Genomic DNA, 16,590 nt, shown 5'->3' with positions numbered 1-16,590 from the left:
GCAACGTTGAATTACAGGAAGAAATCCAGGCGGAAGTAGATCGGCGCTTCGCGCTCGGTGACGACGCCGGGTCTTTCCAGCGAGTGGGCAAAGGTCACGCTGGTGCTGACGTTTTTGCCACGGGCGAACAGCTCCAGGGAGTTGCTGGACACGCGGCCGTGAACGTTGTCGTTGTAGCGGTCGTTGCGGATCACACCCTGGTCGTAGCCGACGCTGGCGCCGTATTCGAAAAACGCCGGACGCATCCAGTCGAGAGTCACCGGGCGCGCCCAGCGCACTTCGTTGCGCCAGTAGCCGCCGCTGTCGCCGGTCAGCAACTGGTCCTTGAAACCGCGCACCGAAGCCGAGCCGCCGAGGCTCATGCGCTGTGGCGAGAACAGCGGGTCTTCACTGCGCTGGCCGGTGGCCAGGCTGCTGAAGCTGAACGACTCGCCCCACAGGCTGAACGGTTGCAGGTAGCTGACGGTGGCGGTGTATTTGCGGTAGCGCGAGTTCGGCTGACGGCGGCCGAAGGCGTCGCGCTCGTCCTGGGACTGGGCGTCGAGCAAGCCAATGCCGCTTTGCATGCCCAGGTCCAGGTTGACGAAGGCTGTGCCGATACGCCGACCGTGGTTGACGCCCAGTTGCAGTTCGCTGAGGCGGTTGCTGCTGGGCGCGGTGCGCACATCGAGGATGTAGTTGTTGGTGCGCAGGTGTGCCAGGCCGACGTTGACCGAGGTCTTGCTCACGTCATCGCGGTGGATGACCCGTTCGGCGCGCAGTTGGTGGTTCTGGTTGTCGCCGTCCTGCTTGTATTTGAAGTCATCGGTCACGCCGAAGGTGCGGTAGTCGCTCTCGCTGTAGGTGTAACTGAAGTTCCACCAGCCCCACGGCACGTTGTAGTAGAGCATGGTGTTTTTCGAGGTTTTCTGGTGGTCGCTGATGGCGTCGTGGCCGCCGCGCAGAATCAACTGGTCGCCCAGGCCCAGCGGGCTGTCCCACTCAAGGCCGGCGCCCCATTGCTGTTCGCCGGTGCTTTTCTGGCCGTCGTTATTGCGCGACAGGCTGGCGCGCCAGGGCTTTTGCGCGGTGTTCTTGACCACCACGTCGCTGCCGCCGACTTGCTTGCCGGGGGTCAGCTCCATCTGCGCCTGTTTGGACGGCAGGCGGTTGAGCTGGTCCACCAGTTGCTCGATTTCGCGCAGGTTCAGCGCTTCGCCGACCTTGCCGGGAAAGGCCATGGCCAGTTCGCGTTCGGTCACGGTGCTGCCTTCGGCGCTGCGCAAGGCTTCGAGCTTGCCTTCCACCACCAGCACCTGCAGGTGGCCGGTGGAGAGGTCTTGCTGCGGCAGGTAGGCGCGGCTGGTGACGCGGCCTTTGCCGAGGTAGTAGTCGGTGATGGCCTTGAGCAAGTCGTTGAGCTGGGACACGCCCAGGCATTGGCCGACATAGGGCTTGAGCAGGCGCTCGCGCTCGGAGGCCGGCAGGCTGTCGGCGCCTTTGAGCTCGATGTCCTTGATCGGGAAGCAACGGGTGTCGGCGGGCGCGCTGGGCGCCTCGGGTTTGGCCGCTTTGCCGGGCAGATCCTTGAGTTCTTCAAGGCGCCGTTGTTGCTCCTCGAGCAGGCGGTTCTGCCGATCGCGGATCAGGTCCTGGTCCCCGGGCGTGGGGGCAGCGAATGCAGTGTTCAGGCCCAGGCAAGTGAGCAGGAAGGTGCATAGAAGAAACCGAGTCCGTGGCATTGGCAGAGGCATGTTCGATCCGTCGAAAATCAAAGGCCGGCAAGCTAACATCGAACTCCCGGCAGTCCAAGATGCTGGGCTGCGGGGCGTTCGAGCGTGTCTGCGGGCCAACCTAATGATTAGTAACAAAAAATAATTATCGAACAGGGTGCGGCCGGATTGCTGAGACGTTTAATCCGACCGGCGGCAACTGTTTCGACAGCGATTCGACTGACGGGCAATGATCGCCACTATTTAGCCATCAAGGGTCGTCGAGTTAGGTTTAGTACCGGGGAGGGGAGGAAAGTTCGCGGCGTTTTTGTGATTTGGGTCCCATTTATCGGAAATCCGATCAGTTTTGTTGAACCCGTGCGCACTCACAGCGCTGGAGATCAATGTGGGAGGAGGCAAGCCCTAATGCCAGCCAGTTAAGGTTTTTTGTAGGAGCGAGCTTGCTCGCGAAAAACGTCAACGATAACGCGTGCTTCCTGAATGAACGCGGTGCCTGTGAGTTTTTCGCGAGCAAGCTCGCTCCTACTGAGGGGGGCATTAGGGCAAGCCCCCTCCCACATTGGATATTTGCAGGACTGAAGAATCAGCCAAGGCCTTTGTCTTTTTCCGAGCCGGACACCAGGGCCAGGCCGGGGCGTTCGACGTCGCGGGAGACGTGGGATTTGATTTCGCCCACGCCGCCTTCTTCATCGTTGTGGATCACCAGCACACCGGGACGGCGCAGTTGTTCCAGGTCGCCCTCGCCCAGCTTGAAGCTTTCACTCAAGTGCTGGTCGCTCAGGGCATGCGCCTCGGCGCGGCGCTGGGCGAATTTGCGGCCTTTGCGTTGCTGGTAGCGCGCCCAGGCGACCAGGATCACGGCATTGAACAGGGCGATCCACAGGTAGATTTGCAAGGTGTTGAGCGCGGCGAAGATCGGCGCTTCCAGGCGCGGGCCGCCGTGGGTTTCGAGCATGGCGCTCATGCCCCGGGCCAGCAGCCAGACCAGGCCGGCCCAGGCCAGCAGGGTGAGTAACACATCGATAATCCACATCGCCAGGTTCTGGCGGGTTCTGACCAGTTTCATCGTCACGCCTCCTCTTGGGCAGGTTTGATACCACGGTCCGGGCTGACCCAGCGGGCGCGTTTCTGGTGTTGGTTGAACAACACCTTGGGAAAGCTGACCAGGGTGGTGAACAGGCTGACCAGCCAGAACACCATCGGGTACCACACGGTCCAGAACAGGGTTTTCCACAGGTCTTTTTCGTAGCGCCGGTCAATCAGGATGCTCACCGCGAACTGCAGCAGGCACACCATCGCCAGCACCAGCCCGGTAAACGCCGGCGGCACCAGGGAGTCGACGGTAATCGCCTGCGGCAACACCATGAATTTGCCCAGGCCCCAGAACACCACCGAGAGCAGGAAGGTGAAGGCCCAGCCGGTGGACAGGCAATATTCGAACAGCAGCGGCCACAGGTAGCGATGGCGCCATTGCCAGATGCCACGGATATTCTTGAACAGCACTTCAGCGCCGCCCTGGGCCCAGCGCAGGCGCTGTTTCCACAGGCCGCCGACGGTCTCGGGCATGAGAATCCAGCACAGCGCGCGCGGCTCGTAGAAGATCGCCCAATGATCGAGTTGCAGCTTCCAGCTGACATCGATGTCCTCGGTGATCATGTCGGTGCTCCAGTAGTCGATGCGGTTCAGCGCCTTCTTGCGGAACGCCACCACCACACCCGACACCGTGAAGATGCGCCCGAACACGCGCTGGGTACGCTTGATCAGGCCGATGATCGAGGAGAACTCGCCCACCTGTACCCGGCCGATCAGGGTCGAACGTGTGCGCACACGCGGGTTGCCGGTGACGGCGCCCAGGCGCGGGTTGTCGAGCATCGGCGCGACCATGTAGGCCGCCGCGTTTTTGTCGAGCAACGCATCGCCGTCGATGCACACCAGGTATTCGCTGCGCGCCGCCACCGCCCCCATGCGCAGGGCCACGGCCTTGCCCTGGTTCTGCGCCAGGTGCAGCACCCGCAAGCGTGGGTGTTGCAGCGCCAGCGCGTCGAGTATCGCAGCGGTGTTGTCGCTGGAGCCGTCGTTGACCGCAATCACTTCGATGTTCGTGTACACCTGGCCCAGGGCGGCCGCCATGGTGTCGGCGACGTTATCGCCTTCGTTGTAGCAAGGGACGATGATCGAGATCAGCGGGTTGCCGGCCAGGGTCGGCGCCGGCGTGTCTTCCTGCCACGGCCAGTGGCGTTCCCAGTGCAGCCAGAAGTACAGGCCGCCGGCGATCCACAACGCGGACATGAACAGCGGGTAGAAAAACACGAAGTCCATCAGGAACTGCCCGGTGACCAGGAAGATCAGGCCCAGGGGCACGCCCAATACCAGTGCCAGCACGAATATAGCCAGGATTCTGTCGAACATGATCAAGGGTTCCACTGGTTGGAAAGGGCCGGACGTACCGTCTTCAGGTCCGGGGAATTTTCCAGGAAGTTGTCCGGGTAGTAGCCAAAGCTCTTGACCCCCTGGCGTTTGAGCACGCCCATCCATTGCGCCAGTTGCTCAGCGCTGATATCCGGCGCGGCGTTGGTGCGCCAGTCTTTGGCTTGCAGCTCGAACACAGTTTTTTCCATGGCGCCGGGGCGCGCCTTGACTGTCGCCACCAGTTTTTCCAGCCAGGCATCGGACGCCTTCAATTCCTGGCCTTCCATCAGCGGCATGGCCATCGGCGCGGTCCAGTCGTAGGCCTGCAGGAAGTCATCGAGGTTCTGCGCGAACCAGGCTTCGCTGGCCGGGTTGAGCATCGGCTCGGCGAAGATATTGCGCGCGGTCTGCACCTGCGGCCCGGCGATGGCGCGAACCTTGGTGGTCAGCTCTTGGGTGAAGTCGATCAGGTAGCGGCTCTTGAAGCGGGTCCAGCGCTGCAGCGTGGCGGGATCGGCGCGCAAGGCGGCGACAGTGTCCGGCAAACCATTGGCCGCGTAGGCCTTGAGCGCGGCGGGGCTGGCGTCTTCGAAGTCCGAGAGCACGGCATCGTCGTGGTACAGCACACCATCGATGGCGCTGTTGCGGGCCAGGTCTTCGTAGATTTCACCGATGATTTTGCGCACCTGCGGGTCGAACGGCGACAGGCGTTTGTACTGGTCGGGGTCAGTGCCCAGCCTGGCGGTGTGCGGGTCCCAACGGGTCACGCGCGGCAGCTTGGGGTCGAGGGCGAAACTGAGCACGGGCATCCAGGCATACACGGCGGCGTGGGCACGGGTGTGCAGCTGCCAGGCAACGCGGTTGAACAGGTCGGCGCGCACCGGCAAGTGACGGTTGGGGAAGTAGAGCGAGTGCACCAGGCCGTCGCCCTTGGGGTCGGCGAAGGCTTGCAGAAAGACGGTGCCGGCGCCCATGTCCACCACGCGCTGCACCAGTACGTCGAGATTGCGCGCCTGCTGGGCCGGGTCAGGGTCGTAGACGTTGTCCAGGTCCACGTGCAATACGCGCATCGGTGCCGGGGTCTGTGCGGCGACGATGCTGTTGGCGAAGTGCTCGCCGTCGGGGTCGGAGGCCACCAGGAAGCGCGGGCTGTTCATCAGATCACTGGAACTGTCGAGGCCGTCTTCCAGGGTCAGGGCCATCTGGTAGCCCTGCTCACCGACGATCGCCAGCGACGTACCTTTGGCCGCGCCATAGGGCCACACCCACACCCGTGGTTTCTTGCCGGTCACGGCCTGGATCTTGTTGGAAATCGCCACGACGTCCGCGCGCTGCCGCGCATCGAACTGCGCCTGGCTTTCATAACGCCCGGTGGCCGGGTCTAAGCGCAGGGACGTTGCCGCCGGCTCCAGGTTGCCTTGAGGGTTGGCCAGGATGCCTTTGTGATTGGCATCGGTGTGCGCGGCGATTTACACCAGGCCCGACTGGGACACTTCACGAACCTGCTGCCAGGTGAGGAATTCTCCACGGGGGCGCGGTGAACCGGCAAAATCCACCGGCTTGTTCAGCGGCGTGTCGATCCAGTAGCCCACCGGCGCCAGCAACGCCGGCCAGTGGTAGGCACGCAGAATCGGCATCACACGGGTGTAGAAGCTTGCGTAACCATCGTCGAAGCTGAGCATGATGGCCTTGGGCGGCAGCGCCGGGCCGCCGTTGCGCGCGGCCAGGATCTGGTCGACGCTGACCGCCTGGTAGCCGTTCTCGCGCAGCCAGGCCAGTTGTTCGATCAAGCGTTCGGTGCGCACCGCCACCACCGCCTGATCCGGGTCGCGATCATTGACGTCATGGTAGGCAATGCCCAGGAAATGGTTTTTCGGCCACGGCGCTTCGTTGAGCGCGGTTGGCCGCTGCGCGGGTGGGGTATAGGGCGCGGGTTGCTGGGCGCACGCGGCGGCCAGCATTAGACCCAGGACCAACAAGCAACGGCTGAGGACGGTCATGGTCAGGCTCTTCTAGAAACGGTAAGTGAGGTCGACGAGCAGACGCAGATCGCGTTCGCGGTCGCCGTCATAAGGTCGGCTGATCAGGCTGAGGTTGGCGCCCATTTCCAGTACGTCGTTCCAGCGAAAGCGCTGGCCGTAGCCGACAAGGCCGATGCCGCCGGTGGAGTAGTCGTGCTGGCTGTAGGTGCCCGCACCGATCTGGAACTGCTGGCTCCACTGGGTCTCGTAGCGGTGATAGAGCACGTGGTTGACGTTGATCACGGGCAACACCGTGAAGTCCGACTTCGGGTTGAAGTACGCGGTGTCTTCCTTGCTGTTGCGGCTCGCGCCGACTTCCAGGCCCAGGTCGATTTGCACATGGGGCGAGCTGTAGAGGCCCTCGCGTCCGCTGAGCAGCGCTTCGACGCGGTCGTTGCCGTCACTGAAGTGCGACGGGCTGAGGGTAAGCTTCCACTCGCGGCTTTCATTGGCGCGCCAGCGGATGAAACCACTGCCGCCATTGGCCGTGACGCCGTCGTTCAAGGCGCGCAGTGGCGTGGTGCTGAGCAGGTAGCCGACGCTGCCGCCGTACTGCCAGTGGTCGTTGATGTCGCGGGCAATCGAGACGGCCGCACCTTGCTTGGAGCCATCGCCGTAGGAGTGATTGGACACCTCGGCTTCGATCGTCATATCGCGGGTACGCCGCTCCACGCCCACGCGCTGCCAACGGTGCTGGCCGGTGCCTTCGCTGAAGTCGGCGGTGGCGTAGCCGGCACCAGCGAACAGGCGCCAGTCTTCGTCGATGGGCGGCGTGTAGATCACACTTTCGATGCCCCAGTCGCGGCTACCGGCCACTGCGCCTGCGTCGTTGTTGTTGCCGCCGCCGTAGCTCTTGCCGGTGTAGGCCTCGACGCGCAGTTCGGCCATGTCATGCACATCGCGCAGGCGACTGAGGCGCTGCACCTGGCGGTTGTCCGGGTTGCGTGCGACCACGTCGTCGGTGAGGGCGTCCATCTGGCGCCACTCCTGCAGGTCCATGGCGGTGTAGGCCTGGGACACTTGCAGGCCGATGTCGCGGGGCGCCTGGGCTTCGGTTTCCTTGAGGGTACCTTCGGCGCGGCGCGGCCAGTCACGGGCGCGGTACATGTCGGCCTGGGCGATGCGCAGGCCGACGTTGCCCGGCGCCTTGGCTACCAGGGCTTCCAGGTTGGCTTCGCTGCCCGGCAGGTCACCGCCGAAGGTGCCGGCCTGGGCGGAGAGTTGCTGCGCGTCCATCCAGTTGTCGTTGGGGTTGCCAATCGGCAAGCCCTTGAGTTCGACGCGGGGTTTCTGTTCCCTGGCCAGGGTGTCGGCGACCTGGCGGGCGTCCTCGACTTTGTCACTTTCCAGCAGGGCGTAGAACAACGCGGTGCTGTCGTCGACGCGGTAACTGGCGTCGGCGTCCGGCGCGCTCAGCACCTGGCGATACAGGGGTTCGGCTTTTTCCGGCTGGCGCTGGTCGAGGTAGGAGGCGGCCACCCAACGCAACGCGTAAGTGGGCAATTGCACACCTTCAGCGTTGAAGGCCTGGTACTCGCGGATCACCTCGGCGGTACGTGCCCTGGCCTTCAGCGCGCCCAGGCGGTCGATGCGCCAGCGCACCACGTCGTCATGGGCGCTGGCGTCCGGGATCCAGCGTGCGATCAGTCGGTCGTAGTCACTGAGGGCGCGGTCGGCGACCACGTAGCGTTCTTTTTCGGTGCGCGTGGCGAACTCGGCGATGCGCACGCGCTCGGCGGCCAGATCGCCTTCCAGGCGGCGCTGGGTCACCGCGTTCACCAGGCCCGGGCGCTTGGCCGACAGGCGCAGCGCGGCTTCCGGCAGGCGGGCCTTTTGCAGGGCGACGAGGTATTCACGCGCCACGTCGGGTTTGTCGCCGGCACGGATGAACGCCTGGTCGAACTCGAACAATGCGTCGTAGTTCAGGCCGGCGCGGGTCAGCGCGTAGCCCAGCGCCATGCGGCGGTTGGGGTCATTCGGTTGCGCCGCCACCAGCGCGCGCAAGCGTTGCACCGCCTCGCCGGCTTTGCCGCCATCGGCCTGGGTGAGCGCCAGGCCCAGTTGCAGGTCGATATTATTCGGCTCACGCAGCAGCGCCTGGCGATAGACCGCCTCGGCCTGGGCCCACTGCTTTTGATTGCGATAGGTGCGCGCCACCGTGGCCAGTGCCTGGGTGGTGAGGTTGCGATGCTTGCCCTGTGCCTCATACACCTTCAACACTTCCGTGTCCTGCCCGGCCCAACCGGCAATCACCAGATGATCGCTGACCTGGCCTGGGCTCTGGCGCTCGGCGGACAGCTGGCGCAACTGAGTCAGTGCCGGCGTGAAGTGACCGTTGCGCGCCTGGATGATCAGGGCGTCATAGGCGGGATCGGCCACGGCATAGGCAGGCATCAGCAATTGGCTGCACAGGGCTGCTGCGATGAGCAGCCGCAACCGGCCTGAAGCGCTGAGTGGAGGGATTGGCAACATGTCGTCGGCTTCCTTACAAGGAAAGCCGCAACGATGGGTGATCCTGAGCGATGTGCATCAGGGTGTCGGCGTCTCGGGCCCCGACCTAGCTTTCCTGGGCGAACTATCCCTTAGCCAGGCAGGGGCAAGGGCAATTCAGAACAATTGTTCAGAATTGACCGGCAAGGATCTTTCGCCAGTCACAAAACAAAATGTGGGAGGGGGCTTGCCCCCGATAGCGGTGGGTCAGTTATAAATATACTGACTGACAATCCGCCATCGGGGGCAAGCCCCCTCCCACAGTTTTAACTGTATTCCAGGGTTACTGCGCGCCGCCCATTGCACCGGCTTTGGACATCACGAAGCTGATGAATTGCTCGACGGTCATCTTATGGCCGTTGAAGGTCACTTCGTTGTTGGCGTAGTGCAGCTTGGACACTACGTCGGTGCCCACCAAGGTTGCCAGTTGCGTACCCACGGCCACACCGCTGACCATCTCGGCCGCCATTTGCGATTGCTGTTCGATGGCTTTCGGGTCGGTCACGCCGCCGACCTGGGCTTGCAGCGTGGCCACGTCGCTGATCATGGGTTTGGACAGGGTGAGGTTGGCGTCCAGCAGCGCAATCATCTGCTTGCCCAGCTCAACGGGTGGCAGTTCCATGGAGGCCGGCTTGGCCAGGTCCAGGACAAGGTTGAACTTGCTCTCGCCATGGGTGGTTTTCAGCGACAGGTTTTCCACGGCCACTTGCGGCTTGGCGGCCAGCACCTGGTTGACGTTGGCTTCGGCCAGGGTCTGCTCGGCTTCGGTCAGTTGCAGCTCGGGCGCGGGTTGGCCGGCAGCGGCGGCGGCTTGCACCGGCTGCATCTTGTCCTGGTAGAGCTTGGTCAGCACCAGCATCGCCGGGATGTCGACGTTTTTCATGCTGACGGCCATGGCGGCCGAGCCGACAGGCTTACCCTGGTAACCGATTTCGTCGATCTTGTAGTCGACGCGGCCGGCCAGGTTGTTGTCCTGGGTCTCACTGGAGTCTTTCTGCTCGAAACCCTTGAGGGTCAGCACCGATTTCTGCGGGCCGAAGGTGACCTTGGTGTCGGTCAGTTCGATGGTGTTCTGACCGGTGTAGAAACCGAACGTGGATTTGGCCAGATTGCTGGCGACGGTCAGGCCGGCCAGTTGGGCTTCGAACGCGTCGCCATTGGCGTCGACGGCCGCAACCTTGAGGCTGTTCATGTAGCCGTCAGCCTTGACCTTCTGGCCCTCGGCGCTGCTGTCGAATTCCAGGTTGGCGCCGGAGAAGCTCACCGAGGACTTGTCGTCCTTGAACTCCAGGGGCAGCAGTTCGACGTTGCCGTTGACCGAACGGCTGTAACCGATATTGGCCACGCCTTTGAGCGGCGACACGTCTTTGGCGGCAGCGAACCATGGTTCGGTGGTGGCGTTCTTTTCCAGTGCGTAGTGACTGGTGGCCATCACCGGCAGCCATTTCAGGCTGACCAGGCGCGAGAACGGCAGCGGGCCGTGTTCGATATGGTCGACGAACAGCAGCTCGGGGTTCGGGTTTTGCTCGCCGAACACACTGCCCTGGCCCTTGAGACGGTAATGGGCAGTGCTGCTGAACACGCCACGGTCCAGGGAGACCAGCTCCAGGGAGACGGTACCGTCCACGCCGGCCATGGAGGTCTGCAGTTCCTTGTTGGCGTTCTGGATCGCGGTTTGCAGCACCGGCTCCAGTTGTTTACCGGTGTACCAGGCGCCGCCTGCACTGACGACGCCTACGGCGACAACGAAACCCAAAAGAACGACTGCTGGCTTATTCATGAAGTGACCTGATCAAATCCTGTGAGAAGTGGGCTGTCTTCCTTGAACCCCGGAGGGGTCCTTGTAGGAGCGAGCTTGCTCGCGAAGAACTCATAGGCACCGCGTTTATTCAGAATGCACGCGTTATCGTTGACGTTTTTCGCGAGCAAGCTCGCTCCTACAGTAGTGGCCCGTGTGGCCGAAAGGCTGGGGAAGATTAGCACTGGCGGGCGCAAACGGCCCAGCCTTTCAGAGGTATCAGTTGCGCAGGAGTTCAGGAGTTCAGGAGTACTCCAGTTCGATTTCATCCAACTGGTGATCGAAACTCTTCAGGCGTGCCGTCCAGGTGTAGACCAGCACCTCGAACTCGCGGTGTATCACCGCGTTGCCGGGGGTGTCGGCCTTGGAGTCGCAGAAGTCCAGCTGGTAGCGCTCACGGGCCATTTGCGTGGCGACATCGGACAATTCCCGCGCATTATTCAGCCAGTGCCTGCCGTCAGCGACCTGCCGGTCGAGCACGACACATTGCTTCTTCAGCACCTCGAGGCTTTTTTCCAGGGGCGTGCCGGTGAGGTCGCCCATGACTTCCTGGAACGTGCGGCCGGGTTGCCAGTAGCTGCCCCAGAAATAGCGGTCGAACACGGTTTCGACACGGCGCAGGGCCACCTTGGTGTCCCAGATCGCGACGCGGGTCTTGCCTTGTTCCAGCAATTTTCGCTTCACCCGTTGGTTTTGATAGGAGGCCCAGGCCACCACGCCGATGGACAAGGTGCCGATCACCAGACAGGCGCTGTCGAGAAACACCATGGCCTTGTCGAGTGGGTGGGCGAGCATGACCCCGTAGAAATACGCGGCCGATAACAGCACCAGTGCGAAGAGCACGCACCAGAAAGCGGGAGCATAAGGGTTTTTCATTATTCGAATCCCCATGAGCAAACGCGAGCAGTGTCGAGTAAGGCGTCACCACGCCTCACCTGACAAAGCATAGCCATAACCTCACGGTTTGCCGGGTTTTACCCCTTGCGTTCGTCCGCTTTCCCAGCCGCCGCCCAGGGCCAGGAACAGGTCGATCTGGCTCATCGCAACCTGGGTGTTGGCCGCCGCCAATTGCGCGCGCATGGTGGTGTAGGTGCGGGTCGCCTGCAGGTCTGCCAGGAACGACTCGCGCCCGGCCTGGAAGAAGCGATGGGTCTGGTCCGCCGCCTCGCGAGCAGAGCGCTCGGCGTCGGCCAACGCTTCACGGCGTTGCAACATGGCGGTGTACTGCGCCAGGCCGGTCTGGGTTTCGCGGATAGCATTGAGCACCACCCCGTCGAAATGCGCCAGGGCGCCCTGGGTCGCGGCCTCGGCTTCATGGATGCGGGCGCGGGCGCCGTTGGTCGGCACCGTCCAGCTGATCATCGGGCCAAAGCCCCAGCGATTGGTCGCCGGCTGGCCGAGGTTGTCGAGCAGGCCCACCGTGCCCACCGTGGCGCCGATGGCGATGTCCGGGTACAAGGCGCCGGTGGCCACGCCGATGCGCGCGGTCGCAGCGGCCAGTTGGCGTTCGGCCTGGCGCACATCCGGGCGGCGCTTGAGCAACGTCGCACCGTCACCCACCGGCAACAGCTGGGCGATGTGCGGCAACTCGGCGCAACTGGCGGTGCCGGCCGGCAGTTGATCGAGGGGTTTGGCCAGCAGCATCGACAGACGGAACAACCCCGCCTGGCGCGCCGCTTCATAGCGCGGCATATCGGCGCGCAGGGATTTGTACTGGGTCTGCGAGCGCGTGACCTGGGTTTCATCGCCACGGCCGGCGTCGCGCAGGCGTTGGGTCAGTTTGGTGCTCTGGGCTTGCAGGTCGAGGGACTCGTTGGCGATTGCCAGCTCTTCGTTGGCGGCGCAGACCTGGGTGTAGGCGCGCACCACGTCGGCCACCAGGGTAATGCGCGCGATATCGGCGGCCGCCTGGGCCGCGTCGGCGCTGGCCTGGGCGCTTTCGATGCCGCGTTGCAAGGTGCCGAACAGATCGAATTGATAGGAGGTGGTGATGCCCACGCTGCCGATGTTGTCCACCGGGACTTTGTCCGCCAGCAAAAAGGCTTCGCCGGATTCCTGCAACCGCTGCGCTTCAGCCTTGGCCCCGGCACTCCAGCCGCCGGCGGATTCGGCCTGCTGTGTCTGATAGCGCGCACGTTGCAAGTTGGCGGCGGCCACGCGCAGGTCGGTGTTGGAAGTCATGGCCTGGCGCACCAGTTCATCCAGGCGCGGGTCTTTGTACAGTTTCCACCAGTCGGTCGGCACGGGCGCCGACACCACGTTATTACCCTCCCCCGCGATAGTCCCTTGCAGGTCGTCACGGTTGACGGCGGCCGTGTCCGGCAGCTTGTAGTCAGGGCCTACCGCCTGGCAGGCCGACAGCAAGAACCCCAGCGCAGCGGTGGCCAGCAGTTGCTTCATGGCGGGTCTCCGGCGCCGGCCTTGTCATCGATGATCGACACCGTTGCAGTACGCCCGGCGATCATGCGGAAGTCCGCCGGCACGTCATCGAAGGCAATACGCACCGGAATCCGCTGGGCCAGACGCACCCAGCTGAACGCCGGGTTGACGTTGGGCAGCAGGTTGGAACCGCTGCTGCGGTCGCGGTCTTCGATACCGGCGACGATGCTCTGCACGTGGCCGTGCAGGCGGGCGTTGTCGCCGATCACGCGGATGTCCACGCCCATTCCGACGCGGATACCGTCCAGTTTGGTCTCTTCGAAATAGCCGTCGATATGGAAGGAGTTGCTGTCTACCACCGACAGCACCGGACGCCCGGCGGTGACGAATTCCTGGGCGCGCGGCGCGCGGTCGTTGACGTAGCCGTCCACCGGGCTGCGGATCACCGAACGGTCGAGGTTGAGCTGGGCGGAATCCACCGTCACTTGCGCCTCCGCCAGGGCCGATTGGGCACGGGCCACGCGGGACTGGCTCTCTTCCAGTTGCTCGCTGGGCACCAGGTTGCCCAGGCCACGGTTACGCTTGTACTCGCGCTGGGCCTGGGCCAGGGTTTCCTGGCGGTCGGCCACGGCGGCCCGGGCCTGGCGCAGCGCCAGCTTGAAACGGTCCTGGTCGACGGCGAACAGCACCTGGCCTTTGCTCACCAATTGGTTGTCGCGCACGTCCACGCGCTGGATCAGCCCGGACACGTCCGGAGCGATCTGCACGATATCGGCGCGGATGTGGCCGTCACGGGTCCAGGGCGCAAACATGTAGTACATGACCATGCGCCACACCACGACGACCGCGAAGCTCACGATCAACAGCGTCAGGACGACACGGCCGATAGTCAAAAAAGGTTTTTTCATGTCATCAGATATCGACTGAGTGAGTCCACCGCGCCCAGCAACAGCGCGTAGAGCCCCACATTGAACAATGCCCGGTGCCAGACCAGGCGATAGAAGTGCATGCGCGTCAACAGCCCGTGCACCACCAGAAACAACACATAGGTAATGCCCATCAGCACCAGCAGCGTGGGCAAAAATACCCCGCTGATATCCAGGTCACCGATCATAAAGGCGCTCCATCAGGTAACGGCGCTTCGATTTCCGTGCCGCCAATGAACTCCACGCCGGGCAACAGCGCCAGGCGCAGGCCGGCCAGGGCATGCAGCAGGTGCAGGCGCGTGTCATCGGCGTCTTGCAGGCCCTGGCCGTTGAGGGCGCGGCGCGTGCGGTCCAGGGTCATCAGCAGACCGCTGGGCGCGGGCAAGCGTTCACCGGCCTTGAGGCATGCCTTGAAGTAACCGCCCACCCCTTCCACCACCTGGTTGAGCAGCACACGCGGCACGCCGAGGATGCGTGGCGAATAGGCGAGCAGATCGAGCAGGTTCAGCGCCACGCGCAGGTCGCGCAGGGCGGTGCCGGTGTCCTGGCCGGTGAGTGCCAGGCGCGGCAGGTGCTGCATCAGACGGTCGAGCATTTGCGCGGCCATGTGCCGGTGTTCGGCCAGGGTGGCGGGTTCGGTGAGGCTGACGATGTCGCGCCAGCTGAAACGGGTCAGGCGCTTGGCCGCCAGTTCGGCGCCGAAGGGCCGGGCGATCAGGGTCCATACGAAGGCAAACAGCAGGCCCACGGGCCCGGCCAGGTTGACGTTGGCGAAGTTGAGAAAGTCCGCGTCATAGGCGCCCTGGATGCTGATGAACGACGAGGTGTTGACCAGCGTCAGCAGCATGCCCAGGTAGAAGCGTGGCTGTACGGTAAGGGTGCCGATGCAGATGAACGGCACGGCGAACGCCAGCACCAGCATGGGAAAATCGTGCAGGTTGGGCAGCACCAGGAACAGATAGAGACTGGCGAACAGCACCGACATGGCGGTCCAGAAAAAGAACCGGTAGATCTGCGGTGCCGGGTCGTCCATGGAGGCGAAAAAGCTGCACGCCACCGCCGCCAGGATCACCGCGCTGCCGCCGTCGGTCCAGCCCAGCAGAATCCACAATACCGAGGCGACGATGATCGCGGTGACGGTGGAAAACGCCGAGTAGAACATCAGGCCACGATCAAGGAATGGCGTGAGCCGGCCCAGGCGCCAATGGCGGTAGACGGCGCGCCAGGTGTCTTGGCTTTCACATTGAATGGCGGCTTGCAGGCTGCGGCAGTCCTGCCACAGGTCGACCCACTCACCGAGGCGATACAGGGCATTGGAGAACAGCAGCGTGTGACGGTCGTCCAGCGCTTCGCCTTGAGGTTGCGCGGCGTCGATCGTGTCACGCAGCACGCGCCAGCGTTCCAGGGGGGCGGTTTCGGTGGTGCTTTGCAGCCAGGCGTTGGCCTCATGCAGCAATGGCGTGAGCCGATCGAGAAACTCCGGTGCGCGATGTTCGATGGCGTACACCGCATCGTCCAGGGCATCGATGACCGGCAACAGGTGAATCATGCGTCCGCGCAATTCCTTGGTGTTGCGCACCGTCTGCGGCCGCGCGCCTTCGTGGGGCAACTGGCCGATCATCAACTCGAGGGTATTGAAGGTGGCGACCATGCCGCCGCGCAGGCCGCTGATGGCTTCAGGCTCCACATCGCGGGTGAGAAAGCGCTGGCTGTAGACCTGGGCGTCGCTGAACCACTTGGCAACCGAGCCATCGAACACCGGCATCAGGCGACGCGGCCAGAACATCGCACCCACCACGGCCGCCACGGCGATGCCGAGGAAGATTTCCTCGGTACGCGCCTCGGCCACATCCCACACCGCCAGGGGGTTATCCACCACCGGCAGGGCAATCAGCGGCAAGGTGTAGCCGGCCAGCATCAGGGCATAGCTGTTGGCTGTGCGCAGATGCAGGGAAAGGAACAGCAAGGTGCCCGTCCACAGAGCGATCACCACCACCAGAATGTAGGGTGACTGCACGAACATCGGTACAAAAAACACCGCCGCCGCCGCGCCCATCAAGGTGCCGATCGCGCGGTACAACGCTTTGGAACTGGTGGGGCCGACAAACGGGCTGGAGACGATATACACCGTGGCCATCGCCCAATACGGACGCGGCATTTGCATGAGCATGGCGATGTACAGCGCGATCATCGACGCGGCGAAGGTACGCACCCCGTAGAACCAGTCGCGAGCAGGTGGAAAGCCGGTAAGGAATCCGTTCAAGGCGACACTGCCTCGGCCGCTTCGAAGGCCCGCAGCACCCGCAGCGCGGCTTCCAGATCCGGCGTGGCAATATCCGCCAGGACTTCGTTACGCAGGCGCACCAGTTGCGCCTCCACCGCCTGCACCAGCTCACGGCCACGCTCGGTGAGGCTAAGGGCCTTGGCACGGCGGTCGTGGATGTCTTCGGTGCGGCAGACGTAACCGTCACCGCACAGCCGGTCGAGCAGGCGCACCAGTGATGGGCTTTCCATACCGGAAGCCTGGGCTACTTTGACTTGATGCACACCGTCGCCCAAGCGACCGATCATCAATAACGGCACGGCGCAGGCTTCGGAGATGCCATAGCTCACCAGCGTGGTCTGGCAGATCTTGCGCCAGTTACGGGCGCCCACCACCATGCTGCTGCTGAGGTTCATCTGGAGTTGCTCGAGGGATTGAGGCATTGGATAGCTTGCATACAGTTAGTTTGCTAACTATTAATATGATGGAGGGACGAGTCGTCGTCAAGTTTTGAAACAGTTTCTCGATGGATGGAGCGATTCAGTGGCACACCACAGCCTCCTCCCACATTTAGATCTGTGAGCAATCGCCC

The 16,590-nt window shown here is 63.4% G+C and carries 11 protein-coding genes and 1 pseudogene; all 12 read right to left on the bottom strand.

The features are described 5' to 3' along the window. Positions 1-11 precede the first annotated feature (11 nt). Positions 12-1,733 (bottom strand): ShlB/FhaC/HecB family hemolysin secretion/activation protein, encoded by a 1,722-nt coding sequence (locus tag MRY17_RS00770; protein WP_279308380.1) that lies wholly within the window; start codon positions 1,731-1,733, stop codon positions 12-14. Positions 1,734-2,295: 562 nt separating this feature from the next. Continuing rightward, positions 2,296-2,778, bottom strand: coding sequence for a poly-beta-1,6-N-acetyl-D-glucosamine biosynthesis protein PgaD (pgaD, locus tag MRY17_RS00765; protein WP_124425735.1), 483 nt, complete (start codon positions 2,776-2,778; stop codon positions 2,296-2,298). Positions 2,779-2,780: 2 nt separating this feature from the next. Further along, entirely contained in the window at positions 2,781-4,121 is a 1,341-nt protein-coding gene (gene pgaC, locus MRY17_RS00760; RefSeq protein WP_191952593.1) for a poly-beta-1,6-N-acetyl-D-glucosamine synthase, read from the bottom strand. 2 nt (positions 4,122-4,123) lie between these two features. Continuing rightward, a pseudogene (gene pgaB, locus MRY17_RS00755) lies at positions 4,124-6,121 on the bottom strand (poly-beta-1,6-N-acetyl-D-glucosamine N-deacetylase PgaB). Between the two features lie 12 nt (positions 6,122-6,133). Further along, positions 6,134-8,614 (bottom strand): poly-beta-1,6 N-acetyl-D-glucosamine export porin PgaA, encoded by a 2,481-nt coding sequence (pgaA, locus tag MRY17_RS00750; protein WP_243353117.1) that lies wholly within the window; start codon positions 8,612-8,614, stop codon positions 6,134-6,136. Between the two features lie 301 nt (positions 8,615-8,915). After that, on the bottom strand, positions 8,916-10,412 hold the full coding sequence (locus MRY17_RS00745; protein WP_243353116.1) for a YdgA family protein: 1,497 nt from the start codon (positions 10,410-10,412) through the stop codon (positions 8,916-8,918). A gap of 261 nt (positions 10,413-10,673) precedes the next feature. Further along, positions 10,674-11,306: an NADH:ubiquinone oxidoreductase subunit N gene (locus tag MRY17_RS00740; RefSeq protein WP_181284771.1), complete on the bottom strand. Its 633-nt coding sequence runs from the start codon at positions 11,304-11,306 to the stop codon at positions 10,674-10,676. Between the two features lie 81 nt (positions 11,307-11,387). Continuing rightward, entirely contained in the window at positions 11,388-12,830 is a 1,443-nt protein-coding gene (locus MRY17_RS00735; RefSeq protein ID WP_243353115.1) for an efflux transporter outer membrane subunit, read from the bottom strand. Then, positions 12,827-13,717, bottom strand: a complete 891-nt coding sequence (locus MRY17_RS00730) for an efflux RND transporter periplasmic adaptor subunit (RefSeq protein ID WP_181284773.1) — start codon at positions 13,715-13,717, stop codon at positions 12,827-12,829. Before MRY17_RS00730 ends, MRY17_RS00735 begins: the two co-directional genes overlap by 4 nt. Further along, positions 13,714-13,923 (bottom strand): DUF1656 domain-containing protein, encoded by a 210-nt coding sequence (locus tag MRY17_RS00725; protein WP_003187469.1) that lies wholly within the window; start codon positions 13,921-13,923, stop codon positions 13,714-13,716. The genes MRY17_RS00730 and MRY17_RS00725 overlap by 4 nt, the downstream gene beginning before the upstream one ends. Next, entirely contained in the window at positions 13,920-15,998 is a 2,079-nt protein-coding gene (locus MRY17_RS00720) for an FUSC family protein (RefSeq protein ID WP_243353114.1), read from the bottom strand. The genes MRY17_RS00725 and MRY17_RS00720 overlap by 4 nt, the downstream gene beginning before the upstream one ends. After that, a complete protein-coding gene (locus MRY17_RS00715) occupies positions 15,995-16,414 on the bottom strand; it encodes a MarR family winged helix-turn-helix transcriptional regulator (protein WP_057725314.1) in 420 nt (139 codons plus the stop codon). The genes MRY17_RS00720 and MRY17_RS00715 overlap by 4 nt, the downstream gene beginning before the upstream one ends. Between the last annotated feature and the right edge of the window lie 176 nt (positions 16,415-16,590).

It is taken from the genome of Pseudomonas orientalis, assembly GCF_022807995.1.
GTDB lineage: Bacteria > Pseudomonadota > Gammaproteobacteria > Pseudomonadales > Pseudomonadaceae > Aquipseudomonas > Aquipseudomonas orientalis_B.
This window is presented reverse-complemented; position numbering and strand designations above follow the sequence as displayed.

Coding starts and splice junctions, on each gene's coding strand:
- pgaD (WP_124425735.1), bottom strand. CDS start 2,778: ATGAAACTGGTCAGAACCCGCCAGAACCTGGCGATGTGGATTATCGAT.
- MRY17_RS00735 (WP_243353115.1), bottom strand. CDS start 12,830: ATGAAGCAACTGCTGGCCACCGCTGCGCTGGGGTTCTTGCTGTCGGCC.
- MRY17_RS00730 (WP_181284773.1), bottom strand. CDS start 13,717: ATGAAAAAACCTTTTTTGACTATCGGCCGTGTCGTCCTGACGCTGTTG.
- pgaA (WP_243353117.1), bottom strand. CDS start 8,614: ATGTTGCCAATCCCTCCACTCAGCGCTTCAGGCCGGTTGCGGCTGCTC.
- MRY17_RS00725 (WP_003187469.1), bottom strand. CDS start 13,923: ATGATCGGTGACCTGGATATCAGCGGGGTATTTTTGCCCACGCTGCTG.
- MRY17_RS00745 (WP_243353116.1), bottom strand. CDS start 10,412: ATGAATAAGCCAGCAGTCGTTCTTTTGGGTTTCGTTGTCGCCGTAGGC.
- MRY17_RS00740 (WP_181284771.1), bottom strand. CDS start 11,306: ATGAAAAACCCTTATGCTCCCGCTTTCTGGTGCGTGCTCTTCGCACTG.
- MRY17_RS00715 (WP_057725314.1), bottom strand. CDS start 16,414: ATGAACCTCAGCAGCAGCATGGTGGTGGGCGCCCGTAACTGGCGCAAG.
- pgaC (WP_191952593.1), bottom strand. CDS start 4,121: ATGTTCGACAGAATCCTGGCTATATTCGTGCTGGCACTGGTATTGGGC.
- MRY17_RS00770 (WP_279308380.1), bottom strand. CDS start 1,733: ATGCCTCTGCCAATGCCACGGACTCGGTTTCTTCTATGCACCTTCCTG.